General features: G+C 65.3%; 14 protein-coding genes, 1 pseudogene and 1 riboswitch. Of the genes and pseudogenes, 13 read left to right on the top strand and 2 right to left on the bottom strand.

What is annotated here, in order from left to right; translation table 11 throughout:
• Positions 1 to 8: 8 nt before the first annotated feature.
• From Mspo_RS04415 to Mspo_RS04430, 4 genes are all read left to right on the top strand, one after another.
• Positions 9 to 1523, top strand: a complete 1515-nt coding sequence (locus Mspo_RS04415; protein WP_159727212.1) for a class I adenylate-forming enzyme family protein — start codon at positions 9 to 11, stop codon at positions 1521 to 1523.
• Complete coding sequence (nadE, locus tag Mspo_RS04420; RefSeq protein ID WP_201281626.1) at positions 1505 to 2500, top strand: NAD(+) synthase; 996 nt, start codon at positions 1505 to 1507, stop codon at positions 2498 to 2500. Before Mspo_RS04415 ends, nadE begins: the two co-directional genes overlap by 19 nt.
• 108 nt (positions 2501 to 2608) lie before the next feature.
• Positions 2609 to 3244 (top strand): HemK family protein methyltransferase, encoded by a 636-nt coding sequence (locus Mspo_RS04425; RefSeq protein WP_244613128.1) that lies wholly within the window; start codon positions 2609 to 2611, stop codon positions 3242 to 3244.
• The gene (locus Mspo_RS04430) at positions 3241 to 4356 is read left to right on the top strand and encodes a hypothetical protein (RefSeq protein WP_159727216.1); all 1116 of its coding nucleotides are present in this window, start codon (positions 3241 to 3243) and stop codon (positions 4354 to 4356) included. Before Mspo_RS04425 ends, Mspo_RS04430 begins: the two co-directional genes overlap by 4 nt.
• A gap of 99 nt (positions 4357 to 4455) precedes the next feature.
• Here Mspo_RS04430 and Mspo_RS20255 read toward each other — a convergent pair.
• Positions 4456 to 4581: pseudogene (locus Mspo_RS20255) on the bottom strand (sigma factor-like helix-turn-helix DNA-binding protein); the annotation flags it as partial.
• A gap of 107 nt (positions 4582 to 4688) precedes the next feature.
• On the opposite strand from Mspo_RS20255, the gene Mspo_RS04440 reads away from it, so the two are divergent.
• Positions 4689 to 7163, top strand: a complete 2475-nt coding sequence (locus tag Mspo_RS04440; RefSeq protein WP_159727218.1) for a TonB-dependent receptor — start codon at positions 4689 to 4691, stop codon at positions 7161 to 7163.
• Positions 7164 to 7222: 59 nt separating this feature from the next.
• A complete protein-coding gene (locus tag Mspo_RS04445) occupies positions 7223 to 7627 on the top strand; it encodes a hypothetical protein (protein WP_244613131.1) in 405 nt (134 codons plus the stop codon).
• A 148-nt stretch (positions 7628 to 7775) separates the two neighbouring features.
• Here Mspo_RS04445 and Mspo_RS04450 read toward each other — a convergent pair whose 3' ends face one another.
• Complete coding sequence (locus Mspo_RS04450; protein WP_159727220.1) at positions 7776 to 10127, bottom strand: TonB-dependent receptor; 2352 nt, start codon at positions 10125 to 10127, stop codon at positions 7776 to 7778.
• Between the two features lie 113 nt (positions 10128 to 10240).
• Positions 10241 to 10443: riboswitch (cobalamin riboswitch) on the bottom strand.
• A 344-nt stretch (positions 10444 to 10787) separates the two neighbouring features.
• Between Mspo_RS04450 and hemP the strand changes: the two genes are divergently transcribed.
• The 7 genes from hemP to Mspo_RS04485 all read left to right on the top strand — a co-directional run bounded on the left by hemP (position 10788) and on the right by Mspo_RS04485 (position 20740).
• Positions 10788 to 10985 carry a hemin uptake protein HemP gene (hemP, locus tag Mspo_RS04455; RefSeq protein ID WP_159727222.1) on the top strand — a complete coding sequence of 66 codons (198 nt, stop codon included), beginning with the start codon at positions 10788 to 10790 and terminating at the stop codon, positions 10983 to 10985.
• Positions 10986 to 11441: 456 nt separating this feature from the next.
• Entirely contained in the window at positions 11442 to 13520 is a 2079-nt protein-coding gene (locus tag Mspo_RS04460) for a TonB-dependent siderophore receptor (protein WP_201281623.1), read from the top strand.
• A gap of 13 nt (positions 13521 to 13533) precedes the next feature.
• A complete protein-coding gene (locus Mspo_RS04465; RefSeq protein ID WP_159727224.1) occupies positions 13534 to 14733 on the top strand; it encodes an ATP-grasp domain-containing protein in 1200 nt (399 codons plus the stop codon).
• Positions 14730 to 16523, top strand: coding sequence for an IucA/IucC family protein (locus tag Mspo_RS04470; protein ID WP_159727226.1), 1794 nt, complete (start codon positions 14730 to 14732; stop codon positions 16521 to 16523). The genes Mspo_RS04465 and Mspo_RS04470 overlap by 4 nt, the downstream gene beginning before the upstream one ends.
• Positions 16520 to 17707, top strand: a complete 1188-nt coding sequence (locus Mspo_RS04475) for an MFS transporter (RefSeq protein ID WP_159727228.1) — start codon at positions 16520 to 16522, stop codon at positions 17705 to 17707. Before Mspo_RS04470 ends, Mspo_RS04475 begins: the two co-directional genes overlap by 4 nt.
• Positions 17697 to 19517: an IucA/IucC family siderophore biosynthesis protein gene (locus Mspo_RS04480; RefSeq protein ID WP_159727230.1), complete on the top strand. Its 1821-nt coding sequence runs from the start codon at positions 17697 to 17699 to the stop codon at positions 19515 to 19517. Before Mspo_RS04475 ends, Mspo_RS04480 begins: the two co-directional genes overlap by 11 nt.
• The gene (locus Mspo_RS04485; protein WP_159727232.1) at positions 19508 to 20740 is read left to right on the top strand and encodes a type III PLP-dependent enzyme; all 1233 of its coding nucleotides are present in this window, start codon (positions 19508 to 19510) and stop codon (positions 20738 to 20740) included. Before Mspo_RS04480 ends, Mspo_RS04485 begins: the two co-directional genes overlap by 10 nt.
• Positions 20741 to 20773: the final 33 nt, after the last annotated feature.

A 20773-nucleotide genomic window follows, 5' to 3' on the forward strand; every position in this document is an offset into this window, starting at 1 on the left:
AGCGGGACATGGCGCGCGTCGAGGATTTTCTCGCCGAGTCGGCGCGGGCGCGGCCGGAAAAGATCGCCGTGGCGGCGGGCGCGACCAGGCTGAGCTATCGCGACCTCGACCGGCTGGTCGATCGTCTCGCCGCGACGCTCGCCCGTCGCGGCGTCACGCGCGGCGACCGCGTGCTCGTCTTCATGGAGAACAGCGTCGAGGCCGCGGCCGCGATCTTCGCCGTGCTGCGGGCGGGCGCAGTGGTCTCGCCGATCAATCCGACGACCAAATCCGACAAGCTCGCCTATATCGCCGGCAATTGCGAAGCGCGCGCCATCGTCGCCCATGGGCGGCAGGAAGCCGTGGCCCGCGCCGCCGTCGACAGCGCCGGCGTCCGCCCTCCCGACGTCCTCCGCTGGAGCGCGGCGATCGAGGACGAAAATTTCGACGCCCGGCCTCGTCATGGCGGCGTCGACGCCGATCTCGCGCTGCTCGTCTACACCTCGGGCTCCACCGGCCGGCCGAAGGGCGTCATGATGACGCATCGCAACGTCGAGGCCGCATCGTCCTCGATCATTTCCTATCTCGGCCTCGACGCCGACGACGTGATTCTCTCCGTCCTGCCGCTCGCCTTCGACTATGGCCTCTACCAGCTCTTGATGGCCGTCCGCGTCGGCGCCACCCTCGTCCTCGAGAAGTCCTTCGCATTTCCGCAAGCGACCTTCGCCCGCATCCGCGAGGAGGCGGTCACGGTGTGGCCCCTCGTGCCGACCATGGCCGCGATGATCCTCGCCCAGCGCGAGCTCGCGCCCGGCTTTCTTCCGAGCGTGAGGCTCGTCACCACCACGGCCGCCGCGCTGCCGATCGAGCACATATCGCAGCTGCGCGCTCTTCTTCCCGCCGCGAGGCTCTTTTCCATGTACGGCCTCACCGAGTGCAAGCGCTGCACCTATCTGCCGCCCGAGGAGCTGGACCGCCGACCCGGATCGGTCGGCGTCGCCATTCCCGGCGCGCAGGCTCTCGTTCTCGACGAGAATGGGCGGCCGGCGCCGCCCGGCGCGATCGGCGAATTGGCGATCCGCGGACCTCACGTCATGCAGGGCTATTGGGGCGATCCCGTCGCGACCGCCGAACGGCTCCGGCGCGATCCGCAGTCGGGAGCGACGACGCTGATGACCGGCGATCTCTTCCGCGCGGATGCGGAAGGCTTCCTCTATTTCGTCGGACGCAAGGACGACATCATCAAGACCCGCGGCGAGAAGGTGGCGCCGAAGGAAGTGGAGGCCGCGCTCCACGCCTGTCCCGGAATCTCGGAAGCAGTCGTCGTCGGCGTGAAGGATCCCGTACTCGGCGAGGCGGTGGCGGCGCTGGTGGTGGCCTCCGATCCCGCCCTCGACGCGCGCGCGCTGATCGCCCATTGCGCGCGCCGGCTGGAAGACTTCATGGTGCCCAAGCTCGTCGCCTTCCGCGACGCGCTTCCCAAAACCGACACCGGCAAGGTCAGCCGGCGGCTCGCGAGCATCGAATTGGAGACGCTGCGATGAGCGCCTATTCGGCCGATGCTCTGGCGATCGATGCGGCCGCCGAAGCGGCGCGCATCGCGAGCGCGATGAAATCGCAGCTGGTCATGCTACGCAAGCGCGGGGTGACGCTCGGCCTGTCGGGCGGCGTCGATTCCTCCGTCTGCCTCGCTCTGGCGGTGGCGGCTGTCGGACGCGAGCGCGTCTTCGGTCTCCTCATGCCCGAGGCGGAGTCGGATCCCGAGAGCTTGGAGCTGGGGCGTCTCGTCGCCGAAACTTTCGGGGTGGAGACAAAGATCGAGGACATCGGCCCGGCGCTCGTTGCGCTCGGCTGCTACGCCCGCCGCGACGCCGCCATCCGCAGCATCGCGCCCGATTACGGGCCGGGCTGGCGCTTCAAGCTGGCGATCGCCGACACGCTCGGCGAGACCGGCTACGCCATCTCCACTCTGGTCGTCGAGAATCCCGACGGGCTCCAGACGCGGTTCCGCCTGACGCCGGAGGCCTATCGCGGCATTGTCGCGGCGACGAATATGAAGCAGCGCACGCGCAAGCAGATCGAATATTATCATGCCGACCGGCTGAATTACGCAGTGCTCGGCACGCCCAACAGGCTGGAATACGACCAGGGCTTCTTCGTGAAGAACGGGGACGGCGCCGCGGATATGAAGCCCATCGCGCATCTCTACAAATCCCAGGTCTATGCGCTCGCCGCTCATCTCGGCGTGCCGGAGGCGATCCGCCTCCGGCCGCCGACGACCGACACCTTTCCGCTCGCTCAGACGCAGGAGGAATTCTATTTCTCCCTTCCCTACGCGCGTCTGGACATTTGCCTCCACGCACTGAACCACGGCATTTGCGTCGCCGAAGCCGCGGCGGCGGCGGAGCTGACAGAAGACCAGACGCGCCGCGTCTTCGCCGACATCTCCGCCAAGAGGCGGGCGACGCGCCACCTGCATTCACCGCCGCTCCTCGTCGAGCCTGTCGAGGAGATCGGCTGAGCCGATGGATGTTTTCGCATGATTTCGATGAAGAAAGCGGCGCTCGGCCATGGATCCGGGGACGAAGCGGAGCCGCGGAGCGAAAGCCGAACGAAACTGCGCCGCTTCATGGGTCTGGAGCTCGAATGGGCTCCGGGCGTGCTCATTCCGCGTCCCGAGACAGAGCTGTTGGCGCGAGCGGCGTTGGAGCGGCTCGACCAGGCGGCGCGAGTCGCGGATCTGTGCTGCGGTTGCGGCAATCTCGCGGCGATCATCGCGCTCGCCGCGCCGGCTTCGCGCGTCGTCGCGGCCGACATCAGCGCCGCGGCGACGGCCCTCGCGCGCCGCAACATGGCGCGGCTGCGCGTTTCCGATCGCGTTGTCGTGCGTGAGGGCGATCTGTTTTCGGCCCTCGCGAACGACCGTCGAGATGGTCCCTTCGACATGATCGTCGCCAACCCGCCCTATATCTCCAGCGCGCGGCTCGACAGCGAAGCCTCACATCTCCTCCTCGACGAGCCCCGCGAAGCATTCGATGGCGGCCCGTACGGATTGTCCATCCACCAACGACTGATTTCCGACGCGCCGGCCTTCCTCACGCCGGGCGGTCGGCTTCTGTTCGAATTCGGCGCCGGCCAGGAACGGCAGGTCGAGCTTCTGTTCGCGCGCGCCCGCAGCTTCGAGGATATTGTTTTCCTGCCCGACGAAGGGGGCCGGCCGCGCGTCGCCGCCGCGACGCTGCGCGGACGTCTGGTGACGCGATGAGCGAGGTCCGCCCGATCGACGCTTCAGACGTCCCGGTCGTCGCATCGCTCTTTCAGCGCATATTCCGCGATCCAAAGCGCGCCGCGCCTCCGTCTCTCGCCGATTATCTACGCGATTTCTATTTCGAGGGGCCCTGGGCGCATCCCGAGATTCGCCCACTCGTCCATGTGGACGACGACGGCCGCGTGAATGGCTTCATTGGCGTGCATACGCTTCCGATGCGATTCGGCGCCCGAGAGCTGACCGCCGCCTTCTGCGGCTCTCTGATGGTGGCCGATCGCTCCGCTGCGCCCTTGGCCGGCGCGCGGCTTTTGAAGCGGTTCGTCGCAGGGCCGCAGGAGGTGTCATTCTCGGAGACGGTGAACGACATATCGCTGAAGATGTGGACGCAGCTCGGCGGCGATTCGCTGCCATCCTACAGCTTGACCTGGCTGCGAGCGCTGCGTCCCGCCGGATTCGCGACCGCGCTCGCGGCGCGGCGCTTTCCGGCGGTCAGGCTTCTCGATCCGATGATGCGGGGGCTGGACGCGCTCTATTGGCGGCGCCGCGGCGTCATCACATCGGAGTGGTCCGGCTTTCACCCGAAGACGCCGCTCGCCGGAGGCTATCGACTGACGGAGATCGACGCCGACGGCTTTGCGCGCGCGCTGCGCCGATCGACCGCGCACTATGAGCTCGCGCCGACGTGGAGCAAGATCATCGTCGACGCGCAATTGCGCGACGCGATGTCGGAGTCCGTTCACGGCGCGCCTGTGCTGGCCGAGGTGACGTCGCGCAGCGGAGAGCCGGCGGGAGCCTTTTTATATTACGTCCGGCCGGACGACATTGCGCGCGTGCTACAGGTGCTGGCGGCTCCGGGCAAGGAAGGAATTGTGCTCGATCATCTCATCGGCGACGCCGCGCGACGGGGAGCGGTGGGAATAGCCGGGCGCAGCCAGCCGGCGCTGATGTCGGCGCTGATCATGCGTCGGGTCGCTTTCATCCCGCATTCGGTCACCGCCGCCTACACCCGCGATCCTGCCGTCGCCGAGGCTCTTTCTACGGGACGCGCCTTCGTCAACGGCTTCGCCGGCGAAAGCTGGTCGCGGCTCGTCAACGGCGTCTTCGTATAGGACCGGGCGCTGTGCAAACCCAGGCCGAGCCCGATTGCCAGCGATCACGCATGTCTTCCTGGCGATCGAGATGTCGACACGGATAGTCCGAGCCTCGGCCATGTTGCGATTGGCCGTCCGCAATGAAATGCAGAGGCGCTCGGCGATTTCCGGATAGCTCATTCCATCCACGCGCTCGAGAAGAAAAATCGTGCGGCGCGAGGGATGAAGCCGGGCGAGCGTGATCTCGACCTGCCCCGATCACACGTATGCGGCAACCCTGAAATTTGAGCTTGCGCTCGGTTATAACTTACGTAATCTACTATATAGATGGATTATGTGGAGTTAAACAGATGTCGGATGGCGCGGCGCGTTGGCAAAAGAGGCTCCTATCATTATCGATTCTGAGCGGGGTCGCATCTGCGACAAGCTCAGGCGCGGCTCGCGCCCAGGACGTCCACGTACAAGACGTGATCGTCAGCGGCAGAGAAGGGAGCGAGCCGGGCGAGCTGTCGAAGCGAAAGGTTCAGGTCCAAGAAATTCCACGCCCCATCGTTGTCATCGATCCGAAGACGGCTCAGCGCGAGCAATTGTACCGCCTCGAGGACTTCGCCCAGAAAATTCCGAACTACAATCCCGGCTCGGGAAATCCGAGAACCGCGCGTCCCGCCATTCGCGGCGTCAGCGCCGGAGCGGGAACCGGCGACGGCGCGGAATTCGACACCGGCTTCATGGTCGACAATGTGTTCCTGAAGCATGTGGGCTTCCAATGGGCCAATTTCATCGACATCGAATCCGCCGAAATCGCCCTCGGGCCGCAGGGAACGGCGGGCGGCAAGAATACGACCGTCGGCAGCTTCGTCGTCCGCACGCAATTGCCGTCCTTCCAACGTAAGACGACCTTCGAGACCCAGTTCAGCAGTTATTCGCATGTGCTCCAGCAGGTGAACAAGACCGGATCGATCATCGACGACAAGCTCGCCTACCGTATCGCCGCCTATTACGATCGTGGCGACGGATGGATCAACGATCAGGTGTCGGGCGCGACCTATCTCGACAATAATCGATGGGGCGCGCGCGGCCAGCTGCTCTATGTCGGAGACGATTTCAGCAACCGCTTGATCTTCAATATTTCTCAGTCCCACGAATATAACAACAATGCGAGCGGCCCTTACGCCGACACCTTCCAGCTATTTTGGAACGGAACGCGTCCCGCCCGCAGCTATGCGCAGAACCTCCAGGCGCGGCTCGGCCGGTCGGCGCTCACCCTCGATCCCTACCGGCCCGCCAACACCGATCAGGGCACGCTCGATCAGCGTCTCCACATCGTCTCGAACGAGCTGAACTACAATATCGGCGAGAATGTCTTCACCTCGATCAGCGCCTATGGAAACTTCCGCCTGCTGCCGCGCAATTCGCAGGGCAATAATCTGACCGAGATCAGCAAGGGCGCCTCGGACACCTATGTCGACCAGTTCTCACAGGAGTTCCGGCTCACCTCGCCGCGCGACCAGCCGCTCGAATGGCAGGTCGGGCTGTTCGGCTTCTACGATTATGTCTGGAACCGCTCCAACACGATCTTCGGCGCCGACGCGGCCCGCTGGTTCAACGATGTCCACCTGCTGCGCGACATGCGCAACAACCGAGACGGCAAGGCGCGCGACCTGCAGATCGCAGCCTACGGCAACGCCACATATCATGTCGACGATCGGCTGAGTCTGACCGTCGGCCTACGCGATAGCTGGGAGGTGCGATCCGGCTCCGACTTCAGCTGGTTCACCGCGGTCCCGGGCAATGGAACGCTCGCGGAGCAGCAGGCGGCCATCGTCGCCGGCGGCGGGCAGCGCATATTCGATACCGGCGGGCGCAAGTCGACGCTCAACGCGCTCACCGGCATCTTCAATCCGCAGTACAAGGTCACAGAGAATGTGACGGTCTATGGCCTGGTCGGCCGTGGTGAGAAGGCCGGGGCCGTCAACACGGCCGCCCAGGCGATCTTCGTCGGCGGCGCGTTCCAGAAGTTCCAGCCGGTCGTCACCGAGCCGGAGACATCCTGGGACTATGAGGCGGGAATCAAGACGGTCTGGGATGACGGCAGGTTCGTTCTCAATGGCAATTTCTATTGGAACGACATCTATAATTTCCAGACGAACTTCGTCGACGCCTCAAACCTGGACGGCAATGGCGTGCCGGTTCGGCAGACCTATCTCGGCGTCGCCCCGCATGCGCGCCTGCGCGGCTTCGAGTTCGACGGCCGCTGGAACGCCTTCGAGGGCTTCTGGCTCAATTACTCGGGCGCGGTCATCGAGGCGCGCTGGATCGATTTCGACGATGCGCCGGTCGACGCCGCCTGGACCTGGACGAGGATCGCGACGACAGGTCCCTTCGCAGGCCTCCGATCGCCGGCGAAGGTCAGCCGCAGCGACACGCGCTTCAACGCCGTGCCGACTTTCCAATTCAACATCGGCGCCAATTATGAGATCAAGCTCGGCCGGCTGTTCGAGGGCGAGGGCAATTGGTGGAACCAGCCGCTCACCGGCTTCGCCTATGTGAACGTCGCTTGGCAGAACAAGACGCAGGCGACCAATCCGGACGCGGTCTTCACCTATTGGCAGCCCGCCTACGCCATCACCAATCTCGGTTTCGGCGTTCGCACCGATGACGAACGGGTGAGCCTCAATGTCTGGGTGAAGAATTTGACCGATCAGCGGCCGATTCTGAACACCGGGGCGACGGCGATCGATCCCGGCACGGCGACGGCGCCGGCGACCTCGAATTTCTACCGCTTTCCGCGCTTGATTGGAGGAACGCTCAGATTCACGATCTGACGGGCTGCGTCGTCGGCAGCCTTCCTGATGACATGAATCTCGTCGCCGAAGATTCTGAAATGGACCCGGATTTTGGATCCTGTCGGCAATACCAAATCTTTCAGAGGCCGAATCGGCTGAAATTTGATTCGACTTGGCGAACTCTGGAGGATTCGTGCGCGCAGGCGATCGCTCATTATTCGCCGCTCGAGAGCATCGATCTTTTCGCCTCGATCGGCTATCAGCGCGCCGAATTCGCCGAGGACCTGCCTCTGCTGCCCGGCGCGTCGGCCGCGACCTATTGGTCGACGCGCGTGAAGGGCCGGCAATTGCCGAACGCGCCCTATTGGATTTCGACGATCGGCGGCGATCTGCGCATAGAGGAATTCATCATCACGCCGATCTATCAGCAGACCTCCGCCAACGGCGTCTACTTCCCCGGCGCGCCGCGCACCGTGCTCGGGAAAGTGGGATTCGAGTTCTAAGTCGGATGTCACGCCGCGCTGCTCGGCGACATTCTGGGCGAGCAAAAATCGCCGAGGATCACAGCCGCTACTTCGATGCGACGCTCGCCCAGCAAGCCCACGCCGGGACATAAGTTTCGCCGATCGCGCGGAGGGAGGGAAGCGTGCGTCAGAATGTCCCTCCGACGGTGACGCGCACGGCCGGCGGCTCGACCGGCTTGAAGTGACGGTCCATGACTCCGACAGAGCAGACGGCGCCAGGAGCGACGCCGCCCGCGCACAGCCCATAGAGGGCGTCGGCCGGCAGCAGAGATCCGTAGGCGTAAGTGATCTGATCCGAGCGCGAGTTCGTGACGTTGAAGGCGTCGGCCTGAATTCGCCAGCCGTTTTCGAACCGATAGCCGATGCGCAGGTTCAAGACGCCCGTCGCCGGCGATTTGAAAGAGCCGTCCTCGGTCAGAGGGCGAACGCCGAGATAGCGGTATTTCAGCGCCGCGAACCAACCGGAGCTTTCGCCGACCTCGAGCCCGAGAGAGGCGATGATGTTCGGCGCATTGGTCAGATAATTGCCGGGCGCGTTGCCGAGAAAGGCTCCGTATCCGAGGGCGCCAGGCGCGACCAGATCGAGCCAGGCGAGCGTTTGCAGTTGGTCGACGCCGCGGAAACGCGCATGCGTCAGCGCGACGTCGCCTTCGAAATGCAACCACGGGACAGGCGCGTAATGGTTGGCGATCTCGAGCCCATACCGACGGCTCGGACGACCGAAGGTCGTGGTTCCGGTGTCGCCGACGAACTGGTTTTCCGAGTCGAAGTCGAGCCACCAAAGGCTGATGGACGAGGCGAGGCCATCGATGATCCGGGTGCGCGCTCCGATTTCCGCGCCTCGCGATTTCACGAGCAGCGGAATGCGCGCGACCTGGGCGAAACCGTCCGTGTCCGAGAGCGCGGTCGTGTCGAAGTTCTGGACCGTTCCTCTCGAGTCGGTGGAATGGAATCCCTCGCCGAAGTTCAGGAAGAACTCGGTCTTATGGAAGGGGCCGAGCACCAGTCCGGCCTTGGGGCTGACGACGGCGGCGCCTTTGGAGCCGCTGTTGAAGGGACCCGACAGAATGCCCACGATGTTACCGGCGCTGTCCGACACGCGAGGCGCGTCGAACAGCGTCTGTAGTGACGTCACGTCGGCATGGACATAATCGACGCGGACGCCGGCCGTCGATCGCAGCCAGGGCGTCCAGAACAGTGTGCTGTCTGTCCAGAAGGCGAAACTGCCTTCATTGACATGATCGTTGCGAATAGCGTCATAGGGTCGCCTTTGCGCGGTCTCCTGCAACCCGAGCCGTATGTCGTCATAGCGTCCCTGAAAACCGACGCGCGTCTCGACTGGAAACTGTGCGATCTCATATGCGACCTTGTGGACTGCATTGACGCCCAAGAGCGAGCGACGGTCGAACTGTCGAAATTGATCGCCTATGTCGGGATGACCGAGGAAATATGTAAAATTGTTGTAGAGATCGAGCGTCGTGCGCACGACATAGGCCTCGACGCGCGACGCGCGATTGCCGTCCGTCTCGCTCCAGCGGGTCGAGAGGCTGAATCGGGTCGTGTCGCCGCCATCGGTCCGATCGACGTCGCCCCATAGCGGAAGGGCGCCGCCGAGAACCGCGCGCTGAGGAATCTGATCGGTGGAATACCAGCGATTGGCGTAGGCCATGCCGGTGATGGAGACGCCATTGTCTTGCGACCCTCGGCTCCAGCGCATGACGCCATTGATCTTTCGCACCTCGTCGGGGCGTGTCCAAGGACCGTCGTAGACGCTCGTCTCCACGGCGGTCAGCAGGTCCGCGCCGTTCACGTCGAAAGATCTGGCGCTCAGCGCGCGTCCATAGCCGAAGCTACCGCCCGTCACGGACCACGACCCCTTGTCGAGCCTGTCGACATATTGCAGATGCAGGGAGCCTGCGGAGGCGAAGTCGCCGTCGTCCGCGAAATAGGGGCCCTTGCTCGCGACGACGGAAGACAAGAGTTCCGGGATCAGGAAATTGGCGTCGGCATAGCCCTGGGCGTGTCCATGCGTTCGCATGTTGAGAGGCATGCCGTCGAGATGGAGAGCCAGATCGGCGCCGTGATCGAGATTGAAGCCGCGCAGAAAATATTGGTTCGCCTTTCCTTCGCCGCTGTGCTGCGAGACGATCAGCCCCGGGACGACCTCCAACGCCTCGCCGGGACGGGTGAACAGCGTGGCGTTGACCTCGGCGCCTGTGAAAGTTCTGACGCTCGCCGCCTCGTCCGAATTTCGGGCCTGGTCGGGCGCCGTCGTGTGCGATGACGGGAGGGCGGCGGACGTCGAGCGCGGAGCGTCCGCCCCGATTTCGATCTCCGGGAGGGCTTCCTGGGCTCGCGCCGAGAGGGGCGACGCGACGGCGAGCAGCGCGATTGCGCAGACACTTTGCGAAAGATAAAAAAGGCGGCGGGAACGAGTGATCGAGCCGTTCTCGGCTCCTCGGGCGAATCTCGGCGGCATAAAGCGGGCTCGCTGCAACGTGGACCGTCACTGCGAAGGTCTGAGCCCGTCCGGCGCACATGCGTCGAGCGACAGCTTTCGGCCGCGCCGGGGCACCCCGCCCGACGCTCTCGCGCGTGACCACGAATGATGGCAGGTCTCCTGGCTCGCGGGTTGAGGCACGAAGACCGCCTTCCCGGGAGCGTGCGCCCCAGTGGCTCAATCGGTCTCGGCTAACCGCTTACAGTTGCGGGGGCAGCCGCGGCATTACGCTCGCAAGAGCGCGCACCGCGTTCCCTTTTGATCCCTAGAGGGAACCATCTCGATCACAAGCATCATATGAGACAGGCATAAAGTCAAGGCTTGTCGATAGCTTCTCGGCAGCACGACGAATCCTTTGACTTCTTTATCTGTTCGATTGACATATTGCTTGAACTCGCGGATCACTTCATGGCCTCGCTGGCTCGCTGTGTCCCGCGCCCTTCGCACGCGTTCTCTAGGTCGTCGGCCGATAGGTTCTTAATGGCCGAAATTTCGCCGATCAAGAACATCGTGCGACAATCACATTGAAATGTTTCCAGCATAGTCAGCTTGCAAAGCTTCCAATCAGATGCCGTCAATGTTGACTGCGTTGATTGCTTTGTCGATGTTTTCGACGAGGCAGGAAACGGATCGTCGCCAATGGCGGACCAACAAACGAGCAGATTCCAAAATCGAATTGTCCTCGGCGCGCAAGCCGAGCGGCTCGCCAATCCGGCGACTCGTGAGGTCGATGTGCGCGATCTCGTGGGAGCGAGCCGAGAAGTGACGCTTCTCCACGCGGGCGCGCGTTACCGCCTGCGCATCACGGCGAATAACAAGCTCATTCTGACGAAGTGAGAATCCGAATACGCGCATGTTGCATGGATTTCGCTGCGCGGCTGGCGAGGCGCCGAAAGGCGAAGGCTGCTCGGCGTTCCGCGTCGAGCAAGACAGCCCCGCGAACTCGCGAAGGCTTCTCGGATGAGCGTCCGATCAGGGAAAGGAGGGGGCGGGAAGCGAGCTCTGACGGAGCCGCTCGCCCCCTGTTTTGCTTCGCCCGTCAGATAAATAGATGGCGTTAGCAAGCAATACTCGATTGTCAATCCATATGACGTTTCCTTGGAGATATTGTAAAATAGTATCATGGAAATGTTTTAAATTGCTCCTGCGCAGATGTTCTTGAATAGCTCGAGCTGAGCCAGTACAAATTCTAGAAACGCGCCTGGGTAGGCGCAGAGAAACAGGCGAGCCAGCCAGGCCGTTTCGGGCCGAGCCAGCCAGCGAGTTCTAAGAAGGCTGGAGGGCTCGAATTTCATGCATCGCTCGTCTTGCACGGCGCCGCGCGGCGTCGCACCATTGTTGTTGCTCGCGGCGGCGTCTGTCGCTCTCCCTTCTCGTGCGCAAGAAGCGCTGCCGACGATCGAGGTCAATGGTTGGCTCGGCGACGAAACCGAAAAGGCGGTGAAGACCTATCCCGGCGCCCGCACCGTGCTCGGAAAGAAGGAATTGCGCCGCAGCGGCGCGCGCAACATCGAGGACGCCCTGCGCCAAGTTCCGGGCGTGCGCGTGCAAGACGAGACCGGCACGGGCCTCCTGCCCAATATCGGCGTGCGCGGCCTCAACCCGGCGCGCAGCGAACGCGCCCAGGTGCTGGTGGACGGAATTCCGCTGGCGCTCGGACCTTACACCGGCACGGGCCTCTCGCTGTTCCCGGTGACGATGGAGACCATCGATCGCATCGATGTGGTGCGCGGCGGCGCCGCAGTCCATTACGGCCCCAACAATGTGGGGGGCGTGATCAATATGATCACCAAGCCCATTCCCGCAAAGCCGACCTTCGTCGCGCGCGAGCGACTGACCATCGGAGGCGACACCGGCAATGTTCTGACCGACTCATATGTGCAAACCGGAGGTTTCGTCACCCCCGAGTTCGGGTGGCAGTTGCAGTTCAACGCCCTCGCCGGCAATTCCTGGCGCGCGCATTCGGCGACAAGGGCCTACAATCTGCTTTTGAACAGCCATTGGCTCGTCAGCGACCGCGACGAGATCAAGGGAAGCCTGCAATACTATAGCGCCAGAGCCGATCTGCCCGGGGCCCTCACGCCGCTCGCCTACCAGCGGGACCGCACTCGGTCGCAGCGTCCCTTCGACGCCTTTGCCGGCGACACCTGGCGCGGCTCGCTGAACTACTCGCATTTCTTCGACGATGGCGAGTTCACTTGGACGAGCTTCGGCCACATCAGCGATCGCGCCTTCACCTTCTCGGAGCCGTTCGATCCCGCCCTCCGGCCGACGACGGTCTCGACCAGCCCACGCGACTTCCATGTTTTCGGCACGGAGCCGCGCTACACGCTGCTGCTCGACACCGGTCCCGTGTCTCACAAGCTCATACTCGGCGGCCGCTACGTGCTCGAGGACGTGGACTTCGTCGTCGACCGGCTCACCTTGAAGACCGGCCGAACCGCGCGCCAGCGCGACTGGCGCTTCGACACCGACGCCTTCGCCGGCTACGCCAGCGATACGCTCGGCTTTTTCGAAGGCCGGCTGAAGATCACGCCGGGCGTGCGCTACGAGCATGTCGGCACGGTCTACCGCGACCGCCTCTCTCTCACAGGACAATCATTTCGCAACGTCGCAACGGAGTGGCTGCCGGGCGTCGACGTGGGCGTCGAGGCGACCGACTGGTTGTTCGCCTTCGCCAACGCCCACCGTTCTCTGCGGCCGCCGCAAGTGGCGCAGGTGACGCGCGGCGGCGTGGTCGGCGCCGAGGTGGCGTGGAACTACGAGGCGGGCGTGCGCCTGACGCCGCTGCCGGAGGTGGAAGCCACCGTCACCGGCTTCCGCATCGATTTCACGAACCAGATCGAGTTCGATCGCACCACCCAGCTCTTCCGCAATCTCGGCGCGACCGAGCACAATGGCGTCGAGCTGGAGGCGGGCTGGCGGCCGGAGCAGCTGCTGCCGGGCGTCTCGTTCAAGGCCGGCTATACCTATGTCGACGCCCGACAGCGCTCGGGCGTTTTCGCCGGCAAGGAAGTTCCCTTCGCGTCGCCGCACCAGATCAGCCTGCGCGGCGGTTATACGATCGACGGCTACGATCTCGGCGTGACCGGCTATTACCAGAGCGCCGCTTTCACCGACGCCGCCAACACGGTGGCAGAGGATGTGACCGGCACGGTCGGAAAAATCCCCGGCTACTGGCTTTGGAACATGCAGCTCACCAAGGAGCTGGAGTTCGCCGAGCCGGGATTGCCGAGCCGCATCGTCATGGCGGCGACAATCAACAACATCTTCGATCAGGACTATTACTTCCGCGGGGTCGACACGAGTCCCGTCGGCCGCGTGCCGGGTCCCGGCCGCTCCTTCCTGATCAGCCTGAAAGCCGAGTTCTGACGGAGGGCCGCAGATGTCCGACCTGATCCTGCTCGCGCACGTCCCGACGGCGTCGGTGAACGAGGGTTTCCTGCCGGCGGCGAAGCGGCTCGGCCTGTCGGTGACGCTGCTCACCGATCATGCCGACGCGCACCGGAAACATTTCGGCCGGCCCGGCCTGCCGGCGTATCCGGACGAAATCTTCGCTTGCGACGTGTTCAACCCGGTCGCCGTCATCGAGAGGATCAGCGATCTCCGCGCCGACGCCGTCTTCTCGAACAGCGACCATTTGCAGACGAGCGCCGCCATCGCCGCACAATATTTCGGGCTGCCCGGGAAAGATTGGCGCGTCGCCTATCGCGCCAAGAACAAGGCGGAAATGCGCCGCTTCGCGGCTGCGCAGGGCGCGCACGCTCTGTGGCACGCGGTTCTCTCAAGCGAGTCGGATGTGAGCGGGGCGACGAATACGCCGTTTCCCTGCGTCGTCAAGCCACGTGAAGGCGTCGGCAGTCAGCTCGTGCGATTGGTCGAGAACGCGCGAGAGCTCGAGGACTACTGCCGCGCCGTGTGGCTCGAGCAGCCGGGACGCGCCTTGCTGATCGAGGAATATGTCAGCGGCGGCCTCCACACGCTGGAGACGCTCGGGGACGGGACCAATATCCGGGCCATCGGCGGTTTTCGCGTGACGCTGGCCGAGCCGCCACACTTTGTCGAGCTCGAAGCCGAGTGGGGCGACTGGCTCACAGCCGAGCAGAACGCGTCCGTGCTCCGCCAGATCGAGGCGTTCGGCGTAGGCTTCGGCTCCTGCCACACGGAATTCGTGCTCACGGAGGCAGGACCACGGCTCATAGAGATCAATTACCGCACTGTGGGCGATCAGCGGGAGTTCCTGCTCGAGGAAGCCTTGGGCTTCCCGCTGTTCGAGACCATTCTGCGGCTGCATCTCGGCGAGCCGCTGCCAAAGCTCGATCTCCCGAGCCGGGCGGCCGCGATGCGCTACGTCGTCGCCGATAGAGCCGGCGAGCTGATCGCCGCGCCCGACGAGTTCGCTGAAACCAAAAACGGCGTTCGATTGAGCTACCGGGCGTTGCGCCGATCCGGCGACAGGGTGTCCGTCACGAACTCCAACAAGGACTACCTCGGCGTCCTGAGCGCCAGCGCGCCGGATTCCGCGAGCCTCGCCGCTGCGATGGCGGCCGCCGGGACGCGGCTCGGCTGGGAGATCCGCTCGTGAACGCCCATGCGCAAACCGGCGGACGCGTCACATCGACAGCGCCGGCCTATCTCTGCCGGCGCGTGCTCGACGCCTTCCTGCGCGAAGACATTCGCTCCTGCGTCAGCCGAGGGCGGGTGTTTTCGGGAAGCGAGACGCCCTTCGCGTCGTCGCTCGCCCCCGATCTTTTGGAAGGGCTTTGGCTTCGAATGGGCGATCTCGGCCTGTGGCTCGCGGTGGAGCCCTGCCAATTCATGCAGGATTGGCGCGTGCGCGCGCTGCCGGCGGTCTGGATCGCGGGGCAGGACGCCGTCGCCTTACATTCCCTTGCCGAAATCCTGGAGCGGTTTCGCGACGGGCTCGATGAGGAAAGCCGAAGCCTCCATGCTGCATTCGCAGAGGAGTGCCTCCTCGCCCAGGAGCATGGCGCCCTTTGCGACGCCGAACGCGCCCGTTCGTTCTCCTCGCCCGTCGAAGCGGCGGCGGACTGGCCCGCGTGGGCGCGCAGCCTGCTGCGGCACGATCGGCTCGCCTCTTTTCACGACCACCCGTTCTATCCGACGGCGCGCGCCAAGCTCGGCTTCTCGGCCGCCGACTTGCGCGCCTACGCGCCGGAATTCCAACCGGTCTTCGCTCTGCGGTGGCTGGCTGTCCCGCGCGCCCTCTACGACGGCGGCGAGCTTCCGGGCGACATTCGCCCGAGCTTCGCCGATGTCGGTCTCGATGAAGAACAGGGTCGGGATCGCGTGCTGCTGCCCGTTCATCCGGCGCTATGGGACAAGGGCCTCGACGTGTTTCTCGCCGAGAGCGGCTTGGCCAGCTCCGTCGTGAAGGCGCCGGCGCCTCGGCTCGAAGTTACGCCGACCCTCTCTGTGCGCACCGTGGCGCCTCTCGCCTGCCCCGCGCAGCATATCAAGCTGCCGCTCGCCATGCGCACCCTCGGCGCGCGCAATCTGCGCACGATCAAGCCCTCGACCATCGCCGACGGCGCCGCGATGCAGAAGATATTGGCCGCGATCGTCGCCGATACGCCGGAACTCGCGTCACGGCTTCTGCTCACGGACGAGGACGTCGGCGCCACGGTCGCCGGCCAGACCTTCCTCGGCTTCATTTTACGGCGCTACCCGAGCTCTCTTCGCGACGAGGAGGTCGCTCCCGTGGCGGCGTTGGCCGCCCCGGCTGCGGATGGGCGGCTCGTCGTCGAGGAGCTGGCCGAACGGTTCTACGGCGGCGATCTTACCGCCCTGTTCGACGACTATCTCGACCTGACCTTGCGCCTGCATCTGACATTGTGGGTTCGTTACGGCGTGGCGCTCGAGTCGAATCAGCAGAATTCGCTCGTCGTGTTCTCGTCCACGGAGCCGCTGCGCCTGCTGCTCAAGGACAACGACGCCGCGCGGGTGCATGGGCGCGCCCTGAGCGCCCGCCGGCCGGACCTCGCTCATCGCATCGACGCCATTCGCGACGCGCGCATCATCGTCGCCGACGAGACGCCGCTCGCGCAGATGTTCATCACCATCACGCTCCAGCTCAACATTGCTGTTCTGGTGGAAGCTCTGGCCGATGTCGGACGCGCCGACCGCGAGGCGCTCTATGAGCGGTTGAGCCGAGCCGTGGCGAAGGTTCTCGACCGGCTCGCCGCCGAAGGCGACGATGTCGCTCTCGCGCGTCGGGCTCTGCTCGAGGCCGACCGCCTGCCGCTGAAGCTCTTGCTCCGCGCCGCCACATTGGAAAGCAAGGCGCAGACGGGATCGACCGACGTGAACAAGTTCTACGGCGCGACGGCGCCGAATTTCTCGAGGCGGCCATGAGCGGCCGCGCCCTGTCGGCCGCAGTGGCCATCGGCCATTTCACCGCCGCTTTCGCCGCGCTCGGCATGCCGCCGTTCTTTCCGCTCATCTTCAGCCGGTCGCTGCACAGCGATGCGAGCTATCTCGCCGGTTTCGCCTATGTTCTGCCGCCCCTCATGACGGCGTTGAGCGGTCCGTGGTGGGGAGCGCTCGCCGATCGCTTCGGCAAGAAAGCGTTGCTCTTGCGCGCGCAGCTCGGGCTATCGGCGAGCTTCCTCCTGGCGGGCTTCGCCGAGAGCGCGCCGATGTTTCTCGCGGCGCTCGCCTTCCAGGGCCTGTTCGGCGGCACATTCGCCGCCTCGAACGCCTATCTCGCCACCGTGCTCCAGGGCCAGGGCCTGGCGCGCACGCTGACGCTCCTGCAGGGCTCGGCGCGAGCTGCGATGGTGATCGCTCCGGCGGCGCTCGGCGCGTTCATGGCGGCCGATTCGCCGATCGAGCTCTATCGCTATCTCGCTCTGCTGCCCTTGGGCGCGGCCCTCGTCGTGGGATGCCTGCCCTCGTCGGAAGCGCCGCCGCCGAAAGCCGCCGAGGACAGGACGATCGACATCGCCCCGGCGCTGCGCCGCCTCGCTGCGCTCCAGTTCGCCTTCGCCTTCGGCACGGTGGTGACCTTCCCCTATTTCGTGCCCTTCGCGCAGGCTCGGCTCGGCGGCGGCTCGCCGGCTCTCGCGGGCGTTCTGTTCGGCCTGCCGCATCTCGTCTACCTCGTGAGCGCCGCCCCGCTCGGCCTTCGTCTCGCGCGCAGGAGCCCGCGGTCGACGCTCGCCGCCGCCTTTCTGCTGTTCGCCGCGAGCCTCGCGGGCCAGGCGTTCTCGGGCGGCCCGACCACGCTTTGCCTTTGGCGAGTGGTCATGGGCCTCGCGATGACGGCCGGATTTATCGGCTTGCATGGCGCCGTCGCCGAAATCGCCGGCGCCGCAAACGCCGGCCGCGTCTTCGGCTGGCTCGACAGCGCCTCGAAATGGGGCGGCGTCGGAGCCGGCGTGGTCGCCGGCTTCGCCGCGGACGCGTTCGGAAACGGCGCTCCCCTGCTCGCCGGGGCGCTCGCCCTCACCCTGTCGGCGGCGGCCGTTCTTTGGGCTGGCTCCGGCGCCGTCCATCGAGACTTCTTTCGCTTGGAGAAATTGCGTCATGATCGTTGACACAGCGCGCGCGAGGTCGCGAGCTCCGACCGTTCACGCGGAAGCGGGTCTGCACGCTCTTCAGACCTTGCTCAACTGCTATTGCCGCGAGCTCGCCTTTCGCGAGGGACATGCGAGCTTCGGCTCGCCCTTCGAACAGAACGACTGGCCTTTGGCTCTGAAAGCGGCGCTCCTCGGCGGACCGGCCCTGCACCTCGTTCTGCCGCACGCGAAGGCGCGCCTCGTCGCCGCCGTCGATCGTCCGCTCCCCCTCGCCCGCTTGCGATTGCGCTCGGCGCTCTTTGTCCGGACCGAAGGACGCGCCTGGGCGCCGCTCGACTGGCGGGAATTCGCCGCTCTGCTGCTGCGCGAGCTGTCCTTGCGTGAAGGCGTCCCGGTCAACGACGAACTCTCGACGCAAATAGGCGACAGCGTCGAGACGGTGGCCGCCATACTGACGCAGAGGAGCCGGCCGCCGGAAGCCGGCGATCCGCTCGCGCTATACGCGGAATCCGAGCAGGCCCTCCTCGTCGGTCACTCCTTCCATCCCGCGCCGAAGAGCAGGCAAGGATTCAGCGAGGAGGATCGCCGCCTCTACTCGCCCGAGCTGCGCGTCCGCTTCCCGTTGCGCTGGTTCGCCGTGCGCCGCGACCGGCTGCTTCAGCGCTCTCTTCTCTCGTCGAGCGCCGACGCCGCCGTGGCCGCTCACGCCCCAGTGGAGGTGGGGCCGGAATGGGCCCTCGTTCCCACGCATCCCTGGCAGGGCCGCCACGCGCTCGGTCAGCCCGCGGTGCGGCGAGCGATCGAGCAAGGCGCGATCCGCGACCTCGGTCCATTGGGGCCGGAATATATCCCGACCTCGTCGCTGCGGACGCTGTTCCATCCGACCAACCCATTCTTCTTCAAGCTGTCGCTGCATGTCCGCATCACCAATTGCCTGCGCAAGAACGCGCATTACGAGCTCGACGGAGCGGTCGAGGTGACTCGCCTCTGGCGCGAGATCCAACCGCGTTTCGCCGAGGCGTTTCCCGATTTGCGCGTGCTGGAGGAGCCGGCCTTCCTCACCGTGGATCTGCCGGAAGCGGCGGCCGACGGGCGCACGGCGGTCAACGAGACCTTCGGCCTCATCTTGAGGGACGGCGTGCAGGGGATCGCGGCCGAGGGCGCGGCTCCGCTCCTGGCGGCCGCGCTGTTCGCCGACATCGACGCGGGGGTCCAACGCGCCTGCGACTTGTGCCGCGACATCGCCCTTCGCGAGCGCATGTCCTATGCGGCGGCGGCCGAGGCATGGTTCGCCGCCTATGTCGAGCGCCTCGCGCCGCCCGTTCTCCACGCCCTCTTCGCGCATGGCGTCGTGTTCGAACCTCATTTGCAGAACACGTTGGTCGCCGTGCGGGACGGCTGGCCGTCGCAGATCGTGTTGCGCGACTTCGAGGGCGTGAAGCTCATCGAGGGTCGCTTCGATCGGGCGGCGATCGCGCATCTTTCTCCGCGCGCCCGCGAGGCTCTTTCATATGACGAGCAACGCGGGTGGAGCCGCGTCGCCTATTGCCTCTTCGTCAACCAGATCGGCGAAGCGGTCGAGTGTCTCGCCGCAGGCGATCACGCGCTCGGGGAACGATTGTGGCGCATTCTGCATCACGAATTGAAACGCTACCAGGCCCATTACGGCTCCGCGGGATCGCGCGAACGCCTCGCGGAATTTCTCGCGGGCGCGCCGCTGCCGGCGAAAACCAACCTCCTCGGCCGCGTCGCCAAGCAGGCCGACCGGCTCTTCGGCTATGCGCCGCTCGCCAATCCTTTCGTTCAGGAGCCGGCGTCATGGATGTGAGCTGGGACCGGCTGAGCGCGGCCGCGCTCGGCGCCAAAGCCGCGGCCGATGGCCCGTGGTGCGGCTATATCTACGATCTCGAGGCGCTGCGCCGGCACGCGCGCCGCCTCGTCGCGAGCCTGCCGCCGAATTGCGAATTATTCTACGCCGTGAAGGCCAATTCGGAAGCCCCCGTTCTGGAAGCTTTGCATCACGTGGTCGCAGGATTCGAGGTCGCGTCCGGCGGCGAGCTCGCCTTTGTGCGCGGGCGCTTCCCCCATGCGCCGCTCGTGTTCGGCGGCCCCGGCAAGACCGACGCCGAGCTCGAGGCGGCGCTCGCCATGGGAGTGGAGCGAGTCCATGTCGAGAGTCGGAGCGAGCTCGAGCGCCTCGCCTATTTCGCTCGTCGGCGCGGCCTCGCGCAGGCGATCCTTCTGCGGATCAACCTGCCCTTGCCCGCGATGCCCGACGCGCCGCTCGCAATGGGAGGGCGCGCCACGCCTTTCGGCATCGACGTTTCGCTCCTGCCGGATTGCCTGGCCTGGCTTCGCGACCGCCCGGAGCTGCGGCTCGCGGGTTTCCACCTTCATCTGATGTCGGGGCAGCTCGAGGCGGCGAAGCGCCTCGAGCTCGTCGAGACCTGCTTGCGCGCCGTGCGGGACTGGCGCGAACGCTACGCTCTCGAGATCGACGATGTGAATCTCGGCGGCGGCATGGGAGTCAACTACCGCGATCCGGCGCGTCAGTTCGACTGGGAAACATTCGCGCGCGGCCTTCGCCGCGTCGTCGAACGCAACCGAATGGAAGACTGGCGCATACGCTTCGAGCCGGGTCGCTATGTCGCGGCGGCCTGCGGCGTCTACGCAATGGAGGTTTTGGACATCAAGCGCACGTTCGGGCGCACATTCGTCGTGGGACGCGGCGGAACCCATCATTTCCGCACTCCCTACGCCCAAGGCCACAGCCATCCCTTTCGCGTGCTGCCGGTGGATGGCTGGGCGCGTCCCTACCCGCGCTTGGAGGCGGCGGCGGAGCCGGTGACAGTGGTCGGCCAACTCTGCACGCCCAAAGACGTTCTGGCGAGCGAGGCGATGGTCGATCGCGTTCGGCTCGGCGACCTTCTGCTGTTCCCTTACGCCGGCGCCTATGCGTGGCACATCTCTCACCATGATTTCCTGCGCCATCCGCATCCCGATCATATTTTTCTCCCGACGCAGGAGGCGCTCGATGTTGCGGCGGAATGAATTCAAATCCGCGCTCGGCGCGGCGGAGCGGCC

The organism is Methylosinus sp. Ce-a6 (assembly GCF_009811655.1).
Taxonomy (GTDB): Bacteria; Pseudomonadota; Alphaproteobacteria; order Rhizobiales; family Beijerinckiaceae; genus Methylosinus.